The sequence below is a fragment of the Oleiagrimonas sp. C23AA genome (assembly GCF_011759385.1).
Classification (GTDB): domain Bacteria; phylum Pseudomonadota; class Gammaproteobacteria; order Xanthomonadales; family Rhodanobacteraceae; genus Oleiagrimonas.
The window spans coordinates 53,253-70,451 of sequence record NZ_JAARLY010000001.1 but is presented as its reverse complement, the minus strand read 5'-3'; the positions used below and the strand labels follow the sequence as shown (position 1 = coordinate 70,451).

Annotated in this window: 10 protein-coding genes; 6 read left to right on the top strand and 4 right to left on the bottom strand. The window is 66.4% G+C overall.

Annotated elements, in window-relative coordinates:
* Window positions 1-10: 10 nt before the first annotated feature.
* On the bottom strand, window positions 11-1,402 hold the full coding sequence (locus HBF24_RS00305) for an FAD-binding oxidoreductase (protein WP_167167251.1): 1,392 nt from the start codon (window positions 1,400-1,402) through the stop codon (window positions 11-13).
* 151 nt (window positions 1,403-1,553) lie between these two features.
* Here HBF24_RS00305 and serA point away from each other — a divergent pair, with 151 nt between their 5' ends.
* Together serA and HBF24_RS00295 are read left to right on the top strand one after the other, a co-directional pair.
* The gene (serA, locus tag HBF24_RS00300) at window positions 1,554-2,789 is read left to right on the top strand and encodes a phosphoglycerate dehydrogenase (RefSeq protein ID WP_167167248.1); all 1,236 of its coding nucleotides are present in this window, start codon (window positions 1,554-1,556) and stop codon (window positions 2,787-2,789) included.
* Between the two features lie 161 nt (window positions 2,790-2,950).
* Window positions 2,951-3,430, top strand: coding sequence for a hypothetical protein (locus HBF24_RS00295; RefSeq protein WP_167167245.1), 480 nt, complete (start codon window positions 2,951-2,953; stop codon window positions 3,428-3,430).
* Between the two features lie 26 nt (window positions 3,431-3,456).
* On the opposite strand, the gene HBF24_RS00290 is transcribed toward HBF24_RS00295, so the two are convergent.
* From HBF24_RS00290 to HBF24_RS00280, 3 genes are all read right to left on the bottom strand, one after another.
* On the bottom strand, window positions 3,457-4,329 hold the full coding sequence (locus tag HBF24_RS00290) for a helix-turn-helix domain-containing protein (protein WP_167167242.1): 873 nt from the start codon (window positions 4,327-4,329) through the stop codon (window positions 3,457-3,459).
* A 180-nt stretch (window positions 4,330-4,509) separates the two neighbouring features.
* The gene (locus HBF24_RS00285; protein ID WP_167167239.1) at window positions 4,510-6,684 is read right to left on the bottom strand and encodes a transglycosylase domain-containing protein; all 2,175 of its coding nucleotides are present in this window, start codon (window positions 6,682-6,684) and stop codon (window positions 4,510-4,512) included.
* Complete coding sequence (locus HBF24_RS00280; RefSeq protein WP_167167236.1) at window positions 6,681-12,527, bottom strand: Ig-like domain-containing alpha-2-macroglobulin family protein; 5,847 nt, start codon at window positions 12,525-12,527, stop codon at window positions 6,681-6,683. Before HBF24_RS00280 ends, HBF24_RS00285 begins: the two co-directional genes overlap by 4 nt.
* A gap of 241 nt (window positions 12,528-12,768) precedes the next feature.
* Here HBF24_RS00280 and HBF24_RS00275 point away from each other — a divergent pair, with 241 nt between their 5' ends.
* From HBF24_RS00275 to HBF24_RS00260, 4 genes are read left to right on the top strand one after another with little or no spacing between them, the layout of a single operon-like run.
* Window positions 12,769-13,530, top strand: coding sequence for a DUF3348 domain-containing protein (locus HBF24_RS00275; protein ID WP_167167233.1), 762 nt, complete (start codon window positions 12,769-12,771; stop codon window positions 13,528-13,530).
* Complete coding sequence (locus HBF24_RS00270) at window positions 13,511-15,808, top strand: DUF802 domain-containing protein (RefSeq protein WP_167167230.1); 2,298 nt, start codon at window positions 13,511-13,513, stop codon at window positions 15,806-15,808. The genes HBF24_RS00275 and HBF24_RS00270 overlap by 20 nt, the downstream gene beginning before the upstream one ends.
* Complete coding sequence (locus HBF24_RS00265; protein WP_167167227.1) at window positions 15,805-16,452, top strand: OmpA family protein; 648 nt, start codon at window positions 15,805-15,807, stop codon at window positions 16,450-16,452. The genes HBF24_RS00270 and HBF24_RS00265 overlap by 4 nt, the downstream gene beginning before the upstream one ends.
* Entirely contained in the window at window positions 16,449-17,093 is a 645-nt protein-coding gene (locus HBF24_RS00260) for a DUF2894 domain-containing protein (RefSeq protein WP_167167224.1), read from the top strand. The genes HBF24_RS00265 and HBF24_RS00260 overlap by 4 nt, the downstream gene beginning before the upstream one ends.
* Window positions 17,094-17,199 lie beyond the last annotated feature (106 nt).

Below are 17,199 nucleotides of genomic sequence, written 5' to 3'. Positions count from 1 at the left end.
CGGCGCCGGTTCAATCGGCGTCGAAAATCTTGGCCGGATTCATAATGCCGTGCGGATCGAACACCCGCTTGAGCTGGCGCATCAAGTCCAGTTCGGCATCGCTGCGCACATGATACAGGTAGGGCTTTTTCAAAAGCCCCACGCCATGCTCGGCCGAGATCGAGCCCTGGTGACGCTCCAGCACCTGGCCCAGCAAGCCGGTCACACGTCCGCAGGTGGCGGTGAAGTCATCCATGGCCATGTCGGCCGGCTTCAGAATATTGATGTGCAGGTTGCCGTCACCGATATGGCCGAACCACACCACTTCAAGATCCGGATACTCGCGCGCGAATAGCGGCTCGATATCGGCCAGGAACGGCGCCACGCGGGCCACGCGCACGGCAATGTCGTTCTTGTACGGCGTGTGCGGCGCCAGGCTTTCGCTGATGCCCTCGCGCAGGTGCCACAGGTCGGCAAACTGCTGCTGGCTCTGGCTGATCACGCCGTCGCTGAGCCAGCCTTCGTTGGCCGCGTCCTCGAAGGCCGCCATGGCCGCCTCCTGGTGCACCTCGGTATCGGCCTCGTATTCGACCAGCACGTAGTACGGCGACTGGGTGTCGAACGGGCGCTTGCCGCCGCCCTCCAGCACGTGGGCCAGGGCCTTGTCAGTGAAGAACTCAAACGCGTTCAGTGTCAGCCGCGCACGGAAGGCGTCGAACACGTGCATCAGTGCATCCAGCGCCGGCACGGCCAGCACCATCACCTGCGGCTGGCGCGGTGGATCGGTGAGCCGCAACGTGGCCTCGACAATGACACCCAGCGTGCCCTCCGAACCGATGAACAGGTGGCGAAGATCGTAGCCAGTGGCGTTCTTGATCAGCCCACGATTGAGGTCGAGCAGCTCGCCACGACCGGTGACCACCTTCAGTCCACTGACCCAATCGCGCGTCATGCCATAGCGGATCACCTTGATGCCGCCCGCGTTGGTGGCAATGTTGCCGCCGATCTGGCTGGAACCACGGCTGGCGAAATCCACCGGGTAGAAAAGCCCATGCTCGGCGGCAGTGGCCTGCACCGTCTCGGTGGTGACGCCGGCCTGCACCGTGATCGAGCGGTCGGTGGCATCCACTTCCAGCACACGGCGCATGCGATCCATCGACACCACCACCTCGCCGCGCATGGCCACGGCGCCACCGGAAAGCCCGGTGCGGCCACCGGAAGGCACCAGCGCCACGCCCGTATCCATGGCCCAACGCACCAGCGCCTGCACCTCCTGCGCGCTTTGCGGAAACACCACCGCCAACGGCGCCGGCGGGAACTGTCGCGTCCAGTCGCGGCCGTAATAGGCCAGATCGTCGGGGTTGTCGTTGACGCGCGAGGGCTCCAGAAGCTCGCGCAGTGCCTTCACGTGATCGTCGGACATGGCCATGGGCTCGGCTTTCAAGGTCGGTTGAAGCCACCAGTGTAACGGCCCGGCGCGGATGAACTCATGACGCGCGCGCATTTCAAGCTAACCGTACGCTCTGGCATAGTGCCGGCCATTGCCGCCATCACGCGTTGTGCCGGAAGCCTCCATGAAAACGACCTCGTTCCCGAAGAAAGACATCAAGGTGCTTTTGCTGGAGGGGGTCAGCCAGACCGCCGTGGACAGCTTCCACGCCGCCGGTTACAGCCAGGTGGAGTACCACCCCAAGGCATTGCCGCACGATGAACTGCTGCACGCCATCTCCGACGCGCACATGGTCGGCCTGCGCTCGCGCACCCAGCTGACCGCCGAGGTGCTAGACCACGCACGCCGGCTGATGGCCATCGGCTGCTTCTGCATCGGCACCAACCAGGTGGACTTGGAGCATGCCCAGCGTCAGGGCATTCCGGTATTCAATGCGCCCTACTCCAACACCCGCTCGGTGGCCGAGCTGGTGATTGCCGAGGCCATCATGCTGATGCGCCGCGTGCCGGAACGGAACATGCAATGCCACCGCGGCGGCTGGGCCAAGTCGGCCGAAGGCAGCTACGAAGTGCGCGGCAAGACACTGGGCATTGTCGGTTATGGCCACATCGGCACGCAGGTCGGCGTGCTGGCCGAGAGCATGGGCCTGCGGGTGATCTTCCACGACATCGAGCCCAAGCTGGCGCTGGGCAACGCACAAGCCAGCGACAGTCTGGACGATCTATTGGCGCAGTCGGACATTGTCACGTTGCATGTGCCGCAAACGCCGTCCACGCGCCTGATGATGGGCGCCGAGCAGATTGCGCGCATGCGTCAGGGTGCGGTGCTGATCAACGCCTCGCGTGGCACCGTGGTCGACATCGACGCGCTGGCCGAAGCGTTGCGCGCAGGGTACCTGGCCGGCGCCGCGGTAGATGTGTTCCCGAAGGAACCCAAAAGCAATCAGGACATGTTCGAATCACCCCTGGTGGGCATGGACAACGTGATCCTGACCCCGCACGTGGGTGGCAGCACGCAGGAAGCGCAGGCCAACATCGGCATCGAGGTGGCCGCCAAGCTGCTGCGCTATAGCGACAACGGCTCCACGCTGTCGGCGGTGAACTTCCCCGAAGTGTCGCTGCCCGAGCATCCGGAAAGCCGCCGCCTGCTGCACATTCACCGCAACGTCCCGGGCATGCTCTCGCGCATCAACGAGCTGTTCTCGCAAGGCGAGGTCAACGTCGATGCGCAGTACCTGCAGACCAATAGCGAGCTGGGTTACGTGGTGATCGACGTAGCCACCGGCGCGGACGAAGCTGAACGCTTGCGAGATGCCATGGCGGCCATTCCCGGCACCTTGCGCACACGCCTGCTCTACTGACGCACATGCTGCTAAGATGAGTTGGCAGGCCGTTCGCGGCTTGCCGGCTGCGGCAGTGGAAGCATGGCAGTGTTGACATCAGGGGGTGTCATGCAGGCCGCATCGCGTACGGGTGAAGTGATTTCGCCCGGCGCCCACGGATGGCATGGGAGGATGCTCGCATGAAGAAGGCATGGCAGGCGGTCGCCGCACTTGGCGCCATGGGGCTTTTTGCCGCTGTACTACCAGCACAGGCATCGCCGCTGGTGGCTCGCACCAATATCAACGGCTTTTCACGACTGAACGCGCATCACACGCTGGTGCAGTATTGCCGCTCGCATGGCTACGGCATTCGCCAGGATTCCCTGCGCACGGTGGTCTGCGCCAAGATGGTCCACGGCGCCCCCAAGTCCTATCTGGCCGAAACCCTGGGCGACAGCCCGGAGCCGTTCTCGCCGCAGTTGTCACTGCACTTCAAGTTTTTCCCGCGCAAGGACGGACGCATGCACATCGAGGCGCAGGCCTGGTGCACCGTGAACGGGCGCGACGAATACGAAGAGCGTTCACCGGCACTGGTCACCCAGATCCAGAAGATGCTGACCCGTTCGCGTCACGACTGGTATCGCAACCACCCGGAGCTGGTGCCCGGTCGTAACGGCTGATTGCCGCCGCTCTGGCAACACGCCAATCACGATGCCGGCTGGCTGCTGACCGACCAAGCCAGCGCTGCCGGCCTCTCCTGCTCGGCCATCAGGCGCGTAATAAGCGCCTGATCGGCCTGCGTGACCGGGTTGTACACCAGCATGCAAAGGTCCGGTCGCCCGTCCACCGCAAAGGAGGAAAACTCCAGCGCCAGGCGGCCCTGATCCGGCAGGTGCAGGTGCTTGATGCCTTCGCCGTGACCGCTGACGTCGTTGTCGCGCCACATGGCGGCAAATTCGGCGCTGGACTGACACATTTCCTCGACCAGCGCACGGACGCTGTCACCGGCACCGGCACGCGCCACATCGGCGCGGAAACTGGCCACCACAAAGCGCGCCACCGCCTCCCAGTCCGATTGCGCCGCGCGTACCCGCGTGTCGCTGAACATCAGTCGCAGCACGTTGCGCTGGTCGGGCGGGATGGCCGCGTAATCGGTCAACACCCGGGCCGCAGCACGGTTCCACGCCACAATGTCCCAGGTCGGCGTGCGCACGATAGCCGGGCTCAGGGCAAAGGCATCCAGCACCCGCTGCAGACGTGGCGTGACGCCTTCGCCGGCGCGATAGCGCACTTCCGGCGGCCGCCCCAGCGCCAGCAAATAAATGTGTTCGCGCTCGACCTCGGTCAGCATCAGCGCATCGGCGATACGATCGAGCACCTCGGCCGAAGGCGCGCCGCCACGGCCCTGTTCCAGCCAGGTGTACCAGGTGGCGCTGACATGGGCGCGCTGGGCCACTTCCTCGCGGCGCAGGCCCGGTGTGCGCCGGCGCTTCAACGAGTAGCCCAGCGCCGCCGGATCAAGCTTGGCGCGGCGGTCGCGAAGGTACTGCCCCAGCGTGTTGTCCTGTGATGTTGGCACCCTCGATACCTTTACGCTTACCCGGATAACGCACTCATATTACCGGGATAAAGCCAAGCCTTCGCGCTGCAGCGTCAAGGCCGCCTCAGCGCATCCACCAGCACGCGGAGAGCCAGCGATGTCTCACGCCGGCGGCGATAGTAAAGGTGATTTCTTCATCTGCTGCGGCATCGATCCGGCTCAATGCGATGATGGTGCCGCGCCACCCAACACATGGATGGTCACGCCCGGCAGTGTCTGTGGCTTCGCCTGACCGCGCAGCCAGACCCGCGCCGAAACCCGATGTCGCCCTGCCTGCAACGTCCACGACGCGGCCCCTTTAGACAATGCCTTTCCGTCGACGCGCCACTGCACGCGTTGCGGATGAGCCCCGTGCGTGTCCAGGCTCAACGGCAAGCGCTGCCAGGCGGGCGGCTGGCGCGGGTCCAGCGCCAGCGTTTCGCCCGGCAAGGGCCGTGCAATGCGTATCGGCATGGCGGTCGTCGCGGCTTGTTGCTGTGCAGGCAACAACCATTCGCGGCGCTGAACACACGGCGGCGGACCGATCCACTCGCACACCTTGGCACGCTTCAAGGTCGGGCTTTGCCAAAGACCGGCATAAGGCGCGTTTTGGCGCAGGTGCGCAAAGATCTGTCGCAGCACCGGTGCCGGCCCGGACGAGCCGGTGAGCTGATGGGTGACACCGCCACGCAAGCGCCCCACCCACACGCCAACGGTGTAGCGGTTGTCGAAGCCCACTGTCCAGGCATCGCGATAGTCGCTGGAGGTGCCGGTTTTCACCGCGGTGCGGTAGGGCAAATCCAGCACGCTGTCGGCGCCAAACTCGGCAGCGCGGGCATCCGGATCGGAAAGAATGCTCGAAAGCACCGAGGTCACGTCCGGCCGCAACACGGCCACGGCGGGCGGCTGGGTGCTGTCGGCCAGCACATGCAATGGCAAAAAACGGCCGTGCCGCGCCAAGCTGGCATACCCCTGCACCAGATCGAACAAGGGCACGGCGCCGTCACCCAGCACGATGGCGGGGCCATAATCATCGGTGCCTTGTTTCAGACTGTCGAAGCCCAGCTGATGCAGCGCGTCGACGATATGCCCCACACCCACCGTCTGCGCGGTTTTCACCGCTGGAATATTCAGCGAATTGGCCAGCGCATAACGCAGGCTCACGGGCCCGTAGTAGCGTCCGCTGTAGTTGCGATAGGCATGCACGCCCTGCTTCACCTTCTCGGCCAGCGGCGCATCGTCAATCACGTGATCGGGCTGCCAACCCAGCTGCTGCATGGCCAAGCCGTACACGAACGGCTTGAGCGTGGAGCCGGGCTGGCGCGGCGCCAGCACGGGATCGATATCGTATGCGCCACCAGCCGGTGCCACCGCCCAGGCCAACACCGCCCCGCTGGCGTTGTCCACTACCAGTGCCGCCGCGTTGCGCGCGCCACGCTCGCTCAATGCGCGAAGCCGCTGGCGCAACGCCTGCTGCACATAGCGCTGCAGGCCGGCATCCAGCGTGGTTTTCAGCACCGCCCCCTGCATGCCGCTTCGGGCTGCCTGCTGGCGCGCATACACGACGAATGGGCCGGCATTGACGGCCAGTTGTGGTTGGCTGGCCGGCGTGATCGGCGCCTTGGCGATGGCTGCCACGTGAGCCGCATCGATGCGCCCTTGCGCCTGCATGCGTGCGGCCAGCTGCTGCACCGCCGCGCGCAAGGCCTGCGGATGCCATCGCGGATCGTAACGACGCGGCGAGCGCACCAGCACCGCCAGCGCCAATTGTTCGGCAGGATCAAGGGCATCCGGCGCACGGGCAAAGTAATACTGCGCGGCGGCCATCACGCCCCGGCGCTGCGCACCGTAAGGCACCTGGTTCAGATAAAACGCCAGTACCCGGGCGTGACCAAAGCGATGCAGCAGGCGACCGGCATCGAAGCCGGCCATCCAGTGGCTCCAGTAAGTGCGCGGCCGGGGCTTCAGAATACGCGCCACCTGCTCACCGATGGTGCTGGCACCGCGCACCACATGGCCGGCGCGCAGGTTCTGCGCCAGCGCAGTGAAACGCGCGCGCCAGTCGACGCCATCGTGCTGCCAGAAGCGCTTGTCTTCCGAGGCCACGAAAGCCTCGCGCAACAGCGGTGGCACCTGCCACAGCGCCAGTGTCTGCGTGCGGTTGAGACGCTGGCCAAAACTCATATTGAGCGGCGTACCATCGCGCGCCAACACCTGCTGCGCGGCGCCTCCTGATACGGGCGTCAACTGCGCGGGCAAGGGCATCAGCTGGCGCCAGGTAGCCCACGCCAGCGCCACACCGCCCACCAGCAGCAGCGCAGCACCGGTCGCGAGCAGGCGCGTTCGTCGCCTCACGGCGTGGTCACCGCCTTCACGCGCAGATGCTGCGCGCGGCCGCGACCAAACACATCTGGCTGATAGATCTCGCGCACGCTCGATGCCGGCGCGATGAAACGCCCGGCGCTGATCACCTGTGCGCTGTAGACCAACTTGTAGTGACCGGCCGGCAAGTCATCGGCATAAAAGCGCACCGCATCCAGTGCCGTTTCCCGATGGTAGAAGCCACCCTGGACGATGGACATATTGGGCCAGGCGCCGCCATCGAACATCAGCACCGCCACACCCGGTTGTGCGGCCGGCGTGCTGTCCATGGCGGTGGCCAGCTGGCGGTTCACGGCTTCGAAGGCGCCTGGCAAGGGATCATCCACCACCACGTAATGGCGCTCGGTCGGCGCATCCACGCTCAGCTCCACGCGCACCAGATCGCCACGCTTGAGTACCGTGCCCGGCTTGACCCGCGTCCAACGCGAGCCGTGCTCGACAAAATACGCGCGCCCAACACTTAAGCCGGCATCAGTCGCGCCCAGCGCCTGCGGTTTCATGGCGTAGGAAAGGCGCACGTCGTAGTACAGCCGGCCCTGCCCCGCGTGCTTAACCACCAGCTTGAACGGCGCCTTGACCGTATCGGCGGCCAGGGTCCGCGTGATCGCCTTGCCCGCTGCCTGGCGCGAGGCAAAGTGAACCTGCCCCAGCGCTTGGCCGGCCATCGACACCGTGCCGGATAGCGCCTTGACCGGGGTCTCGTAGACATCGGCGTAATGCACCAGCGCGGTGCTGCAGAACACGTTTTCCTGACTGTTGGGCCAGCCACCGGCGTTGCGCTGCTGGCCGTTGATCCAGCGCACCAACTTCTGCGGTGTCTTGCCCAGCAAGCCGCTATCGCCGATCTCGCTCTTGTAGCGCACCAGCGCGTCAAGCACCGTGCAGTTGGCGCGCAAGGGCGTGGCGAGCAGCTGCACGTAGTCGTCCGCGCGCGGCTCGTTGAAGGAAAGCTCGCCGGCCGACTCATCGGCCTGCGACAACAGCGAGTTGAGCACCACCTTGGCGCTGTCGTGATCGTGGCTGTCCAGCGCTGCATCCAACAGCAAGGCACGCCCGAACAGATTGAGCTTGGACAGCTGCGGCAGCATGCCGGCGACACTGCCCTTGGGCAGCTGGCCGTGCGGCGCCAGTGCGGCCATCGCGCCGACCCGAAGAATGGTGGCGACCGCGTCATTGTCGGCGGCGCTCTTGTCGATGATGTGTTTTTTCAAGTACGCATGCAGGCGCTTGACCACCCCGGCCGGCGGCGCGTGGCCGGCTTCGTGCAGCCAGTTAAAGGCCAAGGCGGTGTACACCGAAAGATAGGGACTGACGAAATCGTCGCGCGGAATCCAGAACGCCATGCCGCCGTCCGGTGCCTGGTAATCGGCCGCCCGCGTGAGCACATCGGCGACATCCGCCTTCGCGTCGGGCCAATCCAGGGTATCGCCCAGCACCGGCTTCAGACGCAGGTAATCGCTGGCCAGCACGCCGCGGCTGAGGCGAATTTCCCAGGTATGCAGCGGATCGTCGCGAAGATGCGCGAAAGCGCCATCCAGATGGCCCAGCAGTGTCGGCGCCAGATTCACCTGCAAGCGGGCCGAACCGGGCACGGCACCGGCCGGCAGTTTTACCGGCACCTGCACCGAATCGCCGGTCAGGCTGCCGTACTCGGCGGCCACTTCGCGCGCCACGGCGCGGCGCACCGGAATGATGGTGGTCATGGCGTCGCCCAGCGCGCCGGACTCGGCCCGGGCGCTGAAGCGAATGCGCCCGGGCGCATTGGCCGTCACCGGCAGCCAGCTCAGCCCGTGCCCGAAGGACGTCAGCTTGAGCTGGCTTGTCGCTGCGGTATTGCCTCCCTGGATGGCACCTTGAGCATGCAGATGCACCGTGACTGCATGTGACTTGTCGGTGCGATTGGTGGTACTGAACCCGGCCTGGAACTGATCGCCCACATGCACCTGGTTGGGCAGCGCCGGTTGCAGCTGGATCGGCAGATTCACGCGCACGCTGCCATCACCCCAGCCCATCGCCGCGCCCGGCGACATGGCCACGGCGATGATGCGCCAGCGGGTCAGGTTGTCCGGCAGCTTGAAGTGCACCTTGACCACGCCCTGCGGCGTGGTGGTGAGCGTGGCGTTCCAGTACACCGCCGCCTTGAACTGGCTGCGCACATGGGGCCCCGCGCTGCCACCACCGCCGCCCGGTGTATCGCCCTTGCCGTCGCGCGGCTGCAAGCGGGTAATCAACTGCTCGGCCAGGCTGTAGTTGCTGATGTCCGGCGCCTGCGGTGGCGCGTAGAAGCGCGTCAGCGGGTTGTAGGTCTTGGCGCCGTGCGGCAGCAGGTCAAGTACGGCCTGATCGATCACCGCGACCACCACGCGCGTGCGGCCCGGCGCGCGGCCCTGCTGGGTGCGCACCTTTACGGTGGCCTGCACCGTCTGACGCGGCTTGTGCACGGGTTGGTCGGGCGTCACCGACACCTTCAGGGCCGCGCCTTTGCCGCGCACATGCAGCGGCAGATAACCCAGCGCGACCTCCGGCTTGCCAAGATCCGGATCAGCCGGCGGCGCCGCACGCGGCGAGAAGATCGCCACGGAAAGGTACGCGCCCGGAAACATCGCCTTGCGCACCGGAATGTCGATCACCGGTGCACCGCCACGCAGCGTCAGCATCTTCTTCCACAGCACGCCGTAGCGTTCCACGGTGATCAGCGCCTTCGCACCCGGATACGGGTTCTGCACCAGCACGTGCGCGGTGTCGCCCACCTGATAGTGGGCCTTGTCGGGCACCAGCGTCACGCCCTTGTCCTGCGGCCAAAGCACCTGCCCGGCACCGGCCACCCAGGTGGAAAGCTGCGTGGTCTGCACACGGCCGGCGGTGTCGGTCACACTGGCCAGCACGCGGTAACTGCCGGGATGGGACGGCGTCAGCGAGCACGATGCCGGTGCCTTGGCCGATACCGCCTTACATTGATCCTCGGTCTGCCAGGTGGTTTTCTGTTGCGGCTCGAACTCACCGGCGGCATTTTTCACCTGCACGCTACTGATGACGCGCCGTTCAAGCTTCAACGCCACCGTGCTGCCGGCCTGCGCCGCGCCTTGGGGATCGACCACCAGATATTCCACGCTGAACGGCTTTTCCGCCGTTTGCAGCCAGCTATCGGTACGCAGGCCGACAAAGCGATCGCGCGCCGCGTAAACCGCCTGCGCGTGACCGGCCACGCGCGTGCCGCGCGATGACTGCACCGCCGCCTCGACCTGCACCTGGCCGTAGATCATGTCGCTGTTGCCGGGCAGGGGCAGCGCCAGTGACGCGTTGCCGGCATGATCCAGTGTGGTGTCGGTGCGATCGAGCGTGCGCGTATCCGGCGTGTCGTGGTCCATGCCGCCAAATTGGAAGCCCGACGCCAGTGGTGTGTCAGGCGCGAACGGCTTGCGCACCAGCCGCGTGGTAAAGCGCACCTTGGCATCGGTGTACGGGCCCCCCGCGTGCAGGCGCGCGCTGGCGCTGGCATGCAACCGATCGCCCGGGCCAAAGCGCACACCTTCAAGCATGGCCTGCACCTTGAACGGCGAAGGCACGAACTCGGTCACCATGAAACGCCCGGCCTGCTGTTCGACCGTGCCTGTGCTGGTGGGCCAGGCCAGCGAGACGTCGTACCAGCCGGTGGGCGCGTTGGCTCCCACGTGCCACTGGCTGTCCAGATCACCAAACGCGCCCAGCCTGGCATGCTCTTTTTTCAACACCACATGGCCGGTGGGGTCGGTGATTTTCAGCGTGTAATCCAATGCCGGCGGAACCACCAGCGAGGCGTTGTTCTGGTTGCGCACGAACACGCTCAACTTCACGTCGCTGCCGGGCCGATAGATGCCCTGACTGGTGACCGCCCACACGCGCATGTGACCAAAGCGCGGCTGCTGGCGCGACCAGAAATCGCCGTGACTGGCCTCGCTCACCGAGCGTTGGAAACTGTAGTCCAGTGGCAGCAGGGCCATGTCCTTGCCGCTGACGATCGAGACATAGAAAGCGCGCCCGTGTTTGCCCCACGAGCGCAGCCAGGACTTGCCCAGCGCATCGGTACCGGGCAGCACGGCCAGCCCCTGGGCATCGGTGGTGACGCTGTGGCCGGCGGCCGTGCGCAACGGCATCAGCTCATCGCGTGGGCCGCTCAAAAGCCGCACCTGCGCGCCGGCCACCGGCTTGCCGTCCTGGAACCGGCTCACCCACACCAGCGAATTGAAGTGCCCAAGCTTGGCGAACACCTGGTACGGCGTCACCTGCAGCAGCGCCTGGTCGATGTGCCTGTCCAGATTTGGCGCCGACCAGTTGAGTCGCCCGGCCAACACACCCGAGCGACCACCCAGCATCGAGCGCACGCCCATCGAACCGCGCGCGATGTGATCGTGCGTCACGTTGAGCCCAGGGCGCTTGAGCAGATCGGTGCCGGATGGCTGCCCGGCATCAATGATCGCCGCGCCCAGGTCCGAGGCATGCAGCGTGCGATAGCGAAAATCGAAGCGGTCCAGATTGGTGAAGCGGATCGGCGCTACCGTGGGCAACCCGGCCTCCAGCACCGCCGGCAACGATGGCAGGTCGGCGAACGGTTCAAAATGTCCGGTGCGAAAGCGTACCGTGCTCGCCTTGGCCAGCGTGCGGCCGAAGCGGTCTTTCACGCCCGCCGGAATGGTCACGGCGTAAGCGCCCATCGCCCCCATGCGGAAGGTCAGCGGGTAATCGTGCGCCTGGCCGCCGGCGCCCGGGCTGCGCGGCATGCGCAAAAACCATTGCGGATAATGCTTCCAGCGCTCGGCTAGATTCACCTCGGGTTTGGGAGACCACTGACTGGCCGCCAGCACCCGGCGCGACACGGGCGCACTGAAGCGTAGGCGGATGCTGCCGGGCACGCAGCGCGGTGAGGTTTGACTGCCCGGAGCCACCGCCACCCACTTGTATGCGCCATCGCGTCGGCACTGGATGCCTTCGAACGTGAAGGCGCCAAAGGTGTGCAGATGTTCCGCCCCCCTGACGACTCCGCGCTCACCCGGCAACTGACCTAGCGGCGTCGCCAGGCCCGCCGTGAGCCGCATCTGATAGTCGGCATCGGCTTCCAGTGCACGCGCCGGCTGCACCTTCCAGACCCGGCGTGCCTTGCCAGCCGGCTGATGTGCATCCAGTGGCGTATCCGGTAAGGGCTTGGCCACTTCCAGCATGGCGCCCGGCGCGCCCGGCACCGGCAGCCACAGCGGCCCCTGGCGCTTGGCAGTGAATGGAGTGACTTTCGCCGGCACGCCGCCACTGCTGGATTTTGGCTCAAGAAACAGCAGGTGCGCGGCGACCTCGGCCGCCGTCACCGGCATGTTGAAGCGCACCGAATACACCGGCATCACCGGTGATGCCCAGCGCTGGAACGAGGCCCACTCCGCCTTGGGTCGCTGCGTGGTGAAGTGCCGGGTCAGTGGCTGCGACAGATGCGTGCCGTCCAGCGCCTTGAGTGCGGTGCCCACACTCACCGTGTAGCGCGTGGCCGGCCGCAACGTGCCCTGCCCCGGCATGCGACATGACAGTTCGCTGGTATCCAGCCAGCGCCACTCACAACCCGGGTCGGGGCTGATATGCACTGGAAAGGACGGGGCGCGTACCTTCATGTCGCCCAGCGCGACCATCGGCCGGTCAAACTGGATGACCAGCTGCTTGCCGGGCGGCACGTCCTGCCCGCTGGGCGATATGCGCCGCACGCTCAAGGGGCCATCAGCCGCGCTGGCGCTGGCCGTCGCCAGCCAAAGGGTCACCATCAACGCGATGACGCTGCCCTGCCGATCCATGCCACTCATGTCGCTGCCCTCGTTCCATCGGGTGAATTCCGGCGCGCGCAAAAGCTCCCACGCCAGAACACACCATCAGCTGAGCACGCGCCAAGGTCAACGCCGTGCCCGGGGCATGGCAGAACCATGGCAACTGCCGCCGCTACCCGACGATCAGTGAAGCGGCGCTGATCGGGCCATTAACACTCCGTCGGCGCCGGCGGCGGCGGCCGTCATTCACGTGTAAAATGCGCCGTTTTTAGCCGGTGACATGGTCGACGCTTCTTCCCGGACCACGCTTGGCGGCCCGACTTTCATCCGATTGCTCGCGCGCCTGAGCCAGGCCGATGCTCCGACAACGCCGCCGTCGCTGACGGACCGCTTGAGCCGATGGCTCGACTGGAATCACGCCGTGGAATTGTCCACGGCGCTGGATGGCGCGCGCGCGGCCGAGCCCCAACCGGCCGTGGACGAAGCGGCGCAGGTGGATGCCGACGCCTGCGCCACCGCCCGCGCAGCCTTGGCCAAGGCCATCACCGACGAACCGCCCACCGCCACGCCGCCCGTGCAGATAGGTCGTGCCGGCAGCAAGCCGGTGCTCGATACCGACGCCTACGCGCCGTACCGCAAACGCTATGTCGACCTGCAACGGCGCATGCAGGCCACCACCGGCCAGCTTCGCGGATTGCTGCGCGAACAGCTGGCCGAGGCCTCACCCGGCAGCGCCCAGCTGGCCAGGGTCGATGCGGTGATGGAAATGGCCTTGAGTCCGCGCGAACAAACCCTGCTGGCCGGCGTGCCGGAACTGCTTTCACGGCGTTTCGAGCAATTGCGCCAGGCCGCCGAAGAGGCGCCGACCCAGGCCGCGCTATTCGACGATGACGACGCCAGCGAGGCCTGGCACGAGCGTTTTGCGCAGGATATGCGCACCGTGCTGCTGGCCGAACTGGACATCCGCTTTCAACCGGTCGACGCGCTGCTGGCGGCGCTTCGCACCCGACCCATGGACCCCCATGCACAAGACCCTGCTTAAACTCGCCGTCTTCGCCGCCGGCCTGGCGGCTATCGCCTGGATCGGCGTGGCCTACATCGGCCACAACCCGATTGGCGCCGCCATCGCGCTGGTGATCGGCGTGTGCTATCTGGCCGGCAGCCGCGAACTGATGCGCTACAGCCAGGCCACCGCCGCCTTGCAAGACGCGGTGGCATCGGTGACCGAAACCCCCGACGCGCTCGCCCCGTGGCTGGCGCGAGTACCGGCGAGCCTGCGCCATGCCGTGCGCCTGCGCGTGGAAGGCGAGCGCGTGGCCCTGCCCGCCCCCACGCTAACGCCTTACCTGGTCGGCCTTTTGGTGCTGCTGGGCATGCTCGGCACCCTGCTCGGCATGATGGTGACCCTGCACGGCACAGGCCTGGCACTGGAAAGCGCCACCAGCCTCAAGGCCATTCGCGGCTCCATCGCGCAGCCAGTACAAGGCCTGGGCTTTGCCTTCGGCACCTCGATTGCCGGCGTCGCCAGCTCGGCCATGCTCGGCCTGCTGTCGGCGCTGTGCCGCCGCGAACGCGTGCGCGTGGTGCATGGGCTGGACGTGAAAATCGCCGAGCAGCTGCGTCCGTTTTCGCGCACACACCAGCGTGAAGAGGCGTTCCAGCTGCTCAAGCGCCAGACCGAGCTGATGCCGACCCTGGTCGAGCGCCTGGACGCGATGATGGCCACGCTGGAGCGCCAGCACGCTACCGCGGGCGAGCAGCAACTGGCGCACCAGGCCGAGTTCCACCGCAGCGCAGAGCAAACCTATACGCAGCTGGCCGATTCGGTGCGCCAGTCGCTCAGCGATGCCATTGCCGACAGCGCACGCGCCACCAGCGCCGCCCTGCAACCGATGATGGAAACCACCCTGCACGGTATCGCCGAACACACCGGCCAGCTGCACCAAACGCTGCAGGACACCATGCAGCGCCAGCTCGATGGCATGTCGCAGCAGCTCGATGCCACCGGGGAACAGATCTCCATGCGCTGGGATCAGGCACTCACCGAGCAACAGCGCGCCAACCAGTCCCTGGCCAAGCAACTGGAGCAAAGCCTGACCCGCTTTGCCGACACCAGCGCCACGCGCACCGGCACGTTGCTTGACGCCATCAGCGAGCGCCTGGACGCCTCGGCCGAACGCCACGCCGAGGCCTGGGATACCGCGTTGTCCCGGCAGGAAAGCGCGAACGCGGCGGCGGCCAGCGCGCAGCAACAAGCCTGGAGCGAAGCCGCCATCGGCTTCGAAAGCCGCATCGCCGGCCTGCTCGATGGTCTGCACAGCACGCAGCAAGACTTGCAGCAAGCGCTGGCCGCGCAGGATGAAGCGCGCCTGACAGCCTGGCATCAGGCCTTCACCGACAGCACGCAGGCGTTGAGCCGGGAATGGGCCAAGGCCGGCGAAGCGGCCGCACAGCATCAACAAGCGGTGTGCGAAACGCTTGAGGGCAGCGCCCGCGACATCAGCACGCAAACGCGCGAGCACGCCAGCCAGACCCTGGCCGAGCTGTCGCGTCTGGTCGAGTCGGCGCAGGCCGCGCCGGCCGCCGTCTCCGAGGCATTTGCCGGCCTCACACAAACGCTCAGCCAGCACTGGACCGACGCCAGCACGCAGGCGGCCACGCAGCAGCAGGCGATCTGCGACACCTTGCAGCGCACCGCGCAGGACATCGGCGCACAGAGCAAGGCGCACGCGGCCGATACCATCGCCGAAATCTCGCAGCTGGTGCAGTCGGCCTCCGAGGCGCCCAAGGCCGCCGCCGACGTGGTCGCCGAAATGCGCCAGATGCTGTCCGAGAGCATGGTGCGCGACACCGCCATGCTGGAAGAGCGCAGCCGCCTGCTGGAAACGCTGCAAACCCTGCTCGATGCGGTCAATCACGCCTCCACCGAGCAACGCGCCGCCGTCGATGGATTGGTCAGCACGGCCTCGGATCTGCTCGAACGTGTCGGCGCGCGCTTTACCGATCACATCGCCGCCGAGACCGGCAAGCTGGAAGCCATCGGCACCCAGGTTGCCGGTGGCACCGCGGAAATGGGCGCATTGGGCGACACCCTCAATCACGCCGTGGCGCAGTTTGGCCAGTCCAACCAGGCGCTCACTGAGCGTCTGCAGCAGATTGCGCAGGCACTGGATGCCTCGCTCTCGCGCAGCGACGAGCAGCTGGCCTATTACGTGGCCCAGGCGCGCGAAGTGGTGGACCTGAGCGTACTTTCGCAAAAGCAGATCATCGACGACCTGGCCCGTCTGAAGACACCACGCGCCAGCGGTGACGCGGCATGAGCGACGAGCTGGAAATCGACCAGGCCAGCAACACGCCGATCTGGGCCGCCTTCGGCGACCTGATGTCGGTGCTGGTGGGTACGTTCGTGCTGATTCTGGTCGGTGTCATCGCCGTGCAGGCACAGCTTTCTCACAAGCTCGACCAGGAAATGGCCCGCCACAAGGCCGAGATGCAGCGCCGCGCCGCGCTGCAAAAAAGCCTGGCCGCGCCGATCGCCAGTGGCCGCGTCACCCTGGTCAACGGGCGCATCGGCATCCGCGGCAACGTGCTGTTCGCGATCAACTCCGACACCTTGCAGCCGGAGGGCCAGAAGCTGCTGAAAAGCCTGGCCGGCCCGCTGTCGACCTATTTGCAGCATCACGATGAAATCCTGATGGTCAGCGGCTTCACCGATGATCGCCCGGTGCACCAGGACAACCGTCGCTACGCTGACAACTGGGAACTGTCGGCCGAACGCGCGCTCACCGTCACGCGCGAGCTGATCGCCGATGGCATGGCGCCGTCATCGGTGTTCGCCGCCGCCTTCGGTGCACAGCAGCCGGTCAGTTCCAACGCCAGCGCCAAGGGCCGTGCCGCCAACCGCCGTGTGGAAATCGCGCCGATTCCGCGCTCGTCCACCACCGGCAAGAGCGAGTCCCCGTGAGTGATCGCACCGCCCGCGCCCGCGCGCTGCTCGATGCCTGGCGCGCCGAACATCACGGGCACCCGCTACCCGTGCGCCTGCAATTCATCGACGCGCTGGCGCAGCGCGCCGATGCCGCCAGCGGTGCCGTGCGCGCGCTGCTGGATGAGCGCCTTACCGCGCTGATCGAAGCCCACGCGCGCGACTTGAAGCAGGCCTCCGCACAACGCCAGCCGCCGCAGGACCCCACGCCCAGCGCACTGGGCGCCTTGCTGACCCATATCGCCCGGCACCACGGCGATGCGCCGGCCGAGGCCGCCTCACCTCATTCACCGGCCAGCGCATTTCCGGAGATGCCGGCGCTGGACGAGTTCCGCCATTTGTGGTCGCAAGTGCGCAGCGAAAGCCAGATGCGCCAATCGCTGCAGGAGGCACCGGAAAACGCCGGGCCGCTCAATTCCAATGCACTGGTGCACCGCGCCGTGGCGCTGATGCGCGATACCTCGCCCGATTATTTGCAGCACTTCCTGGCCTACGTGGACGCGCTGTCCTGGATGGCCGCGCTCACCGGCGCCAAGGACCCCAAACCGGCCAATGACATCGTCGGCCCGGGCAGCCCACGCAAGCGCGCCAAACCCAAGCCGCGCAAGCGCAAGACCTGAAAAGGCCGGTTTCAAACGTGCCGCGCCGAGCTACGGGCTCATCACCTGCGCTGATCAAATGACGCATGCCCGGCGAGCGCTGGCGCCGACCTGCGGGTCATTGCAT

Excerpts from the sequence above, each read along its gene's own strand:
- HBF24_RS00295 (WP_167167245.1), top strand. The coding sequence starts at position 2,951 with ATGAAGAAGGCATGGCAGGCGGTCGCCGCACTTGGCGCCATGGGGCTT.
- HBF24_RS00270 (WP_167167230.1), top strand. The coding sequence starts at position 13,511 with ATGCACAAGACCCTGCTTAAACTCGCCGTCTTCGCCGCCGGCCTGGCG.
- HBF24_RS00280 (WP_167167236.1), bottom strand. The coding sequence starts at position 12,527 with ATGAGTGGCATGGATCGGCAGGGCAGCGTCATCGCGTTGATGGTGACC.
- HBF24_RS00305 (WP_167167251.1), bottom strand. The coding sequence starts at position 1,402 with ATGTCCGACGATCACGTGAAGGCACTGCGCGAGCTTCTGGAGCCCTCG.
- HBF24_RS00275 (WP_167167233.1), top strand. The coding sequence starts at position 12,769 with ATGGTCGACGCTTCTTCCCGGACCACGCTTGGCGGCCCGACTTTCATC.
- serA (WP_167167248.1), top strand. The coding sequence starts at position 1,554 with ATGAAAACGACCTCGTTCCCGAAGAAAGACATCAAGGTGCTTTTGCTG.
- HBF24_RS00265 (WP_167167227.1), top strand. The coding sequence starts at position 15,805 with ATGAGCGACGAGCTGGAAATCGACCAGGCCAGCAACACGCCGATCTGG.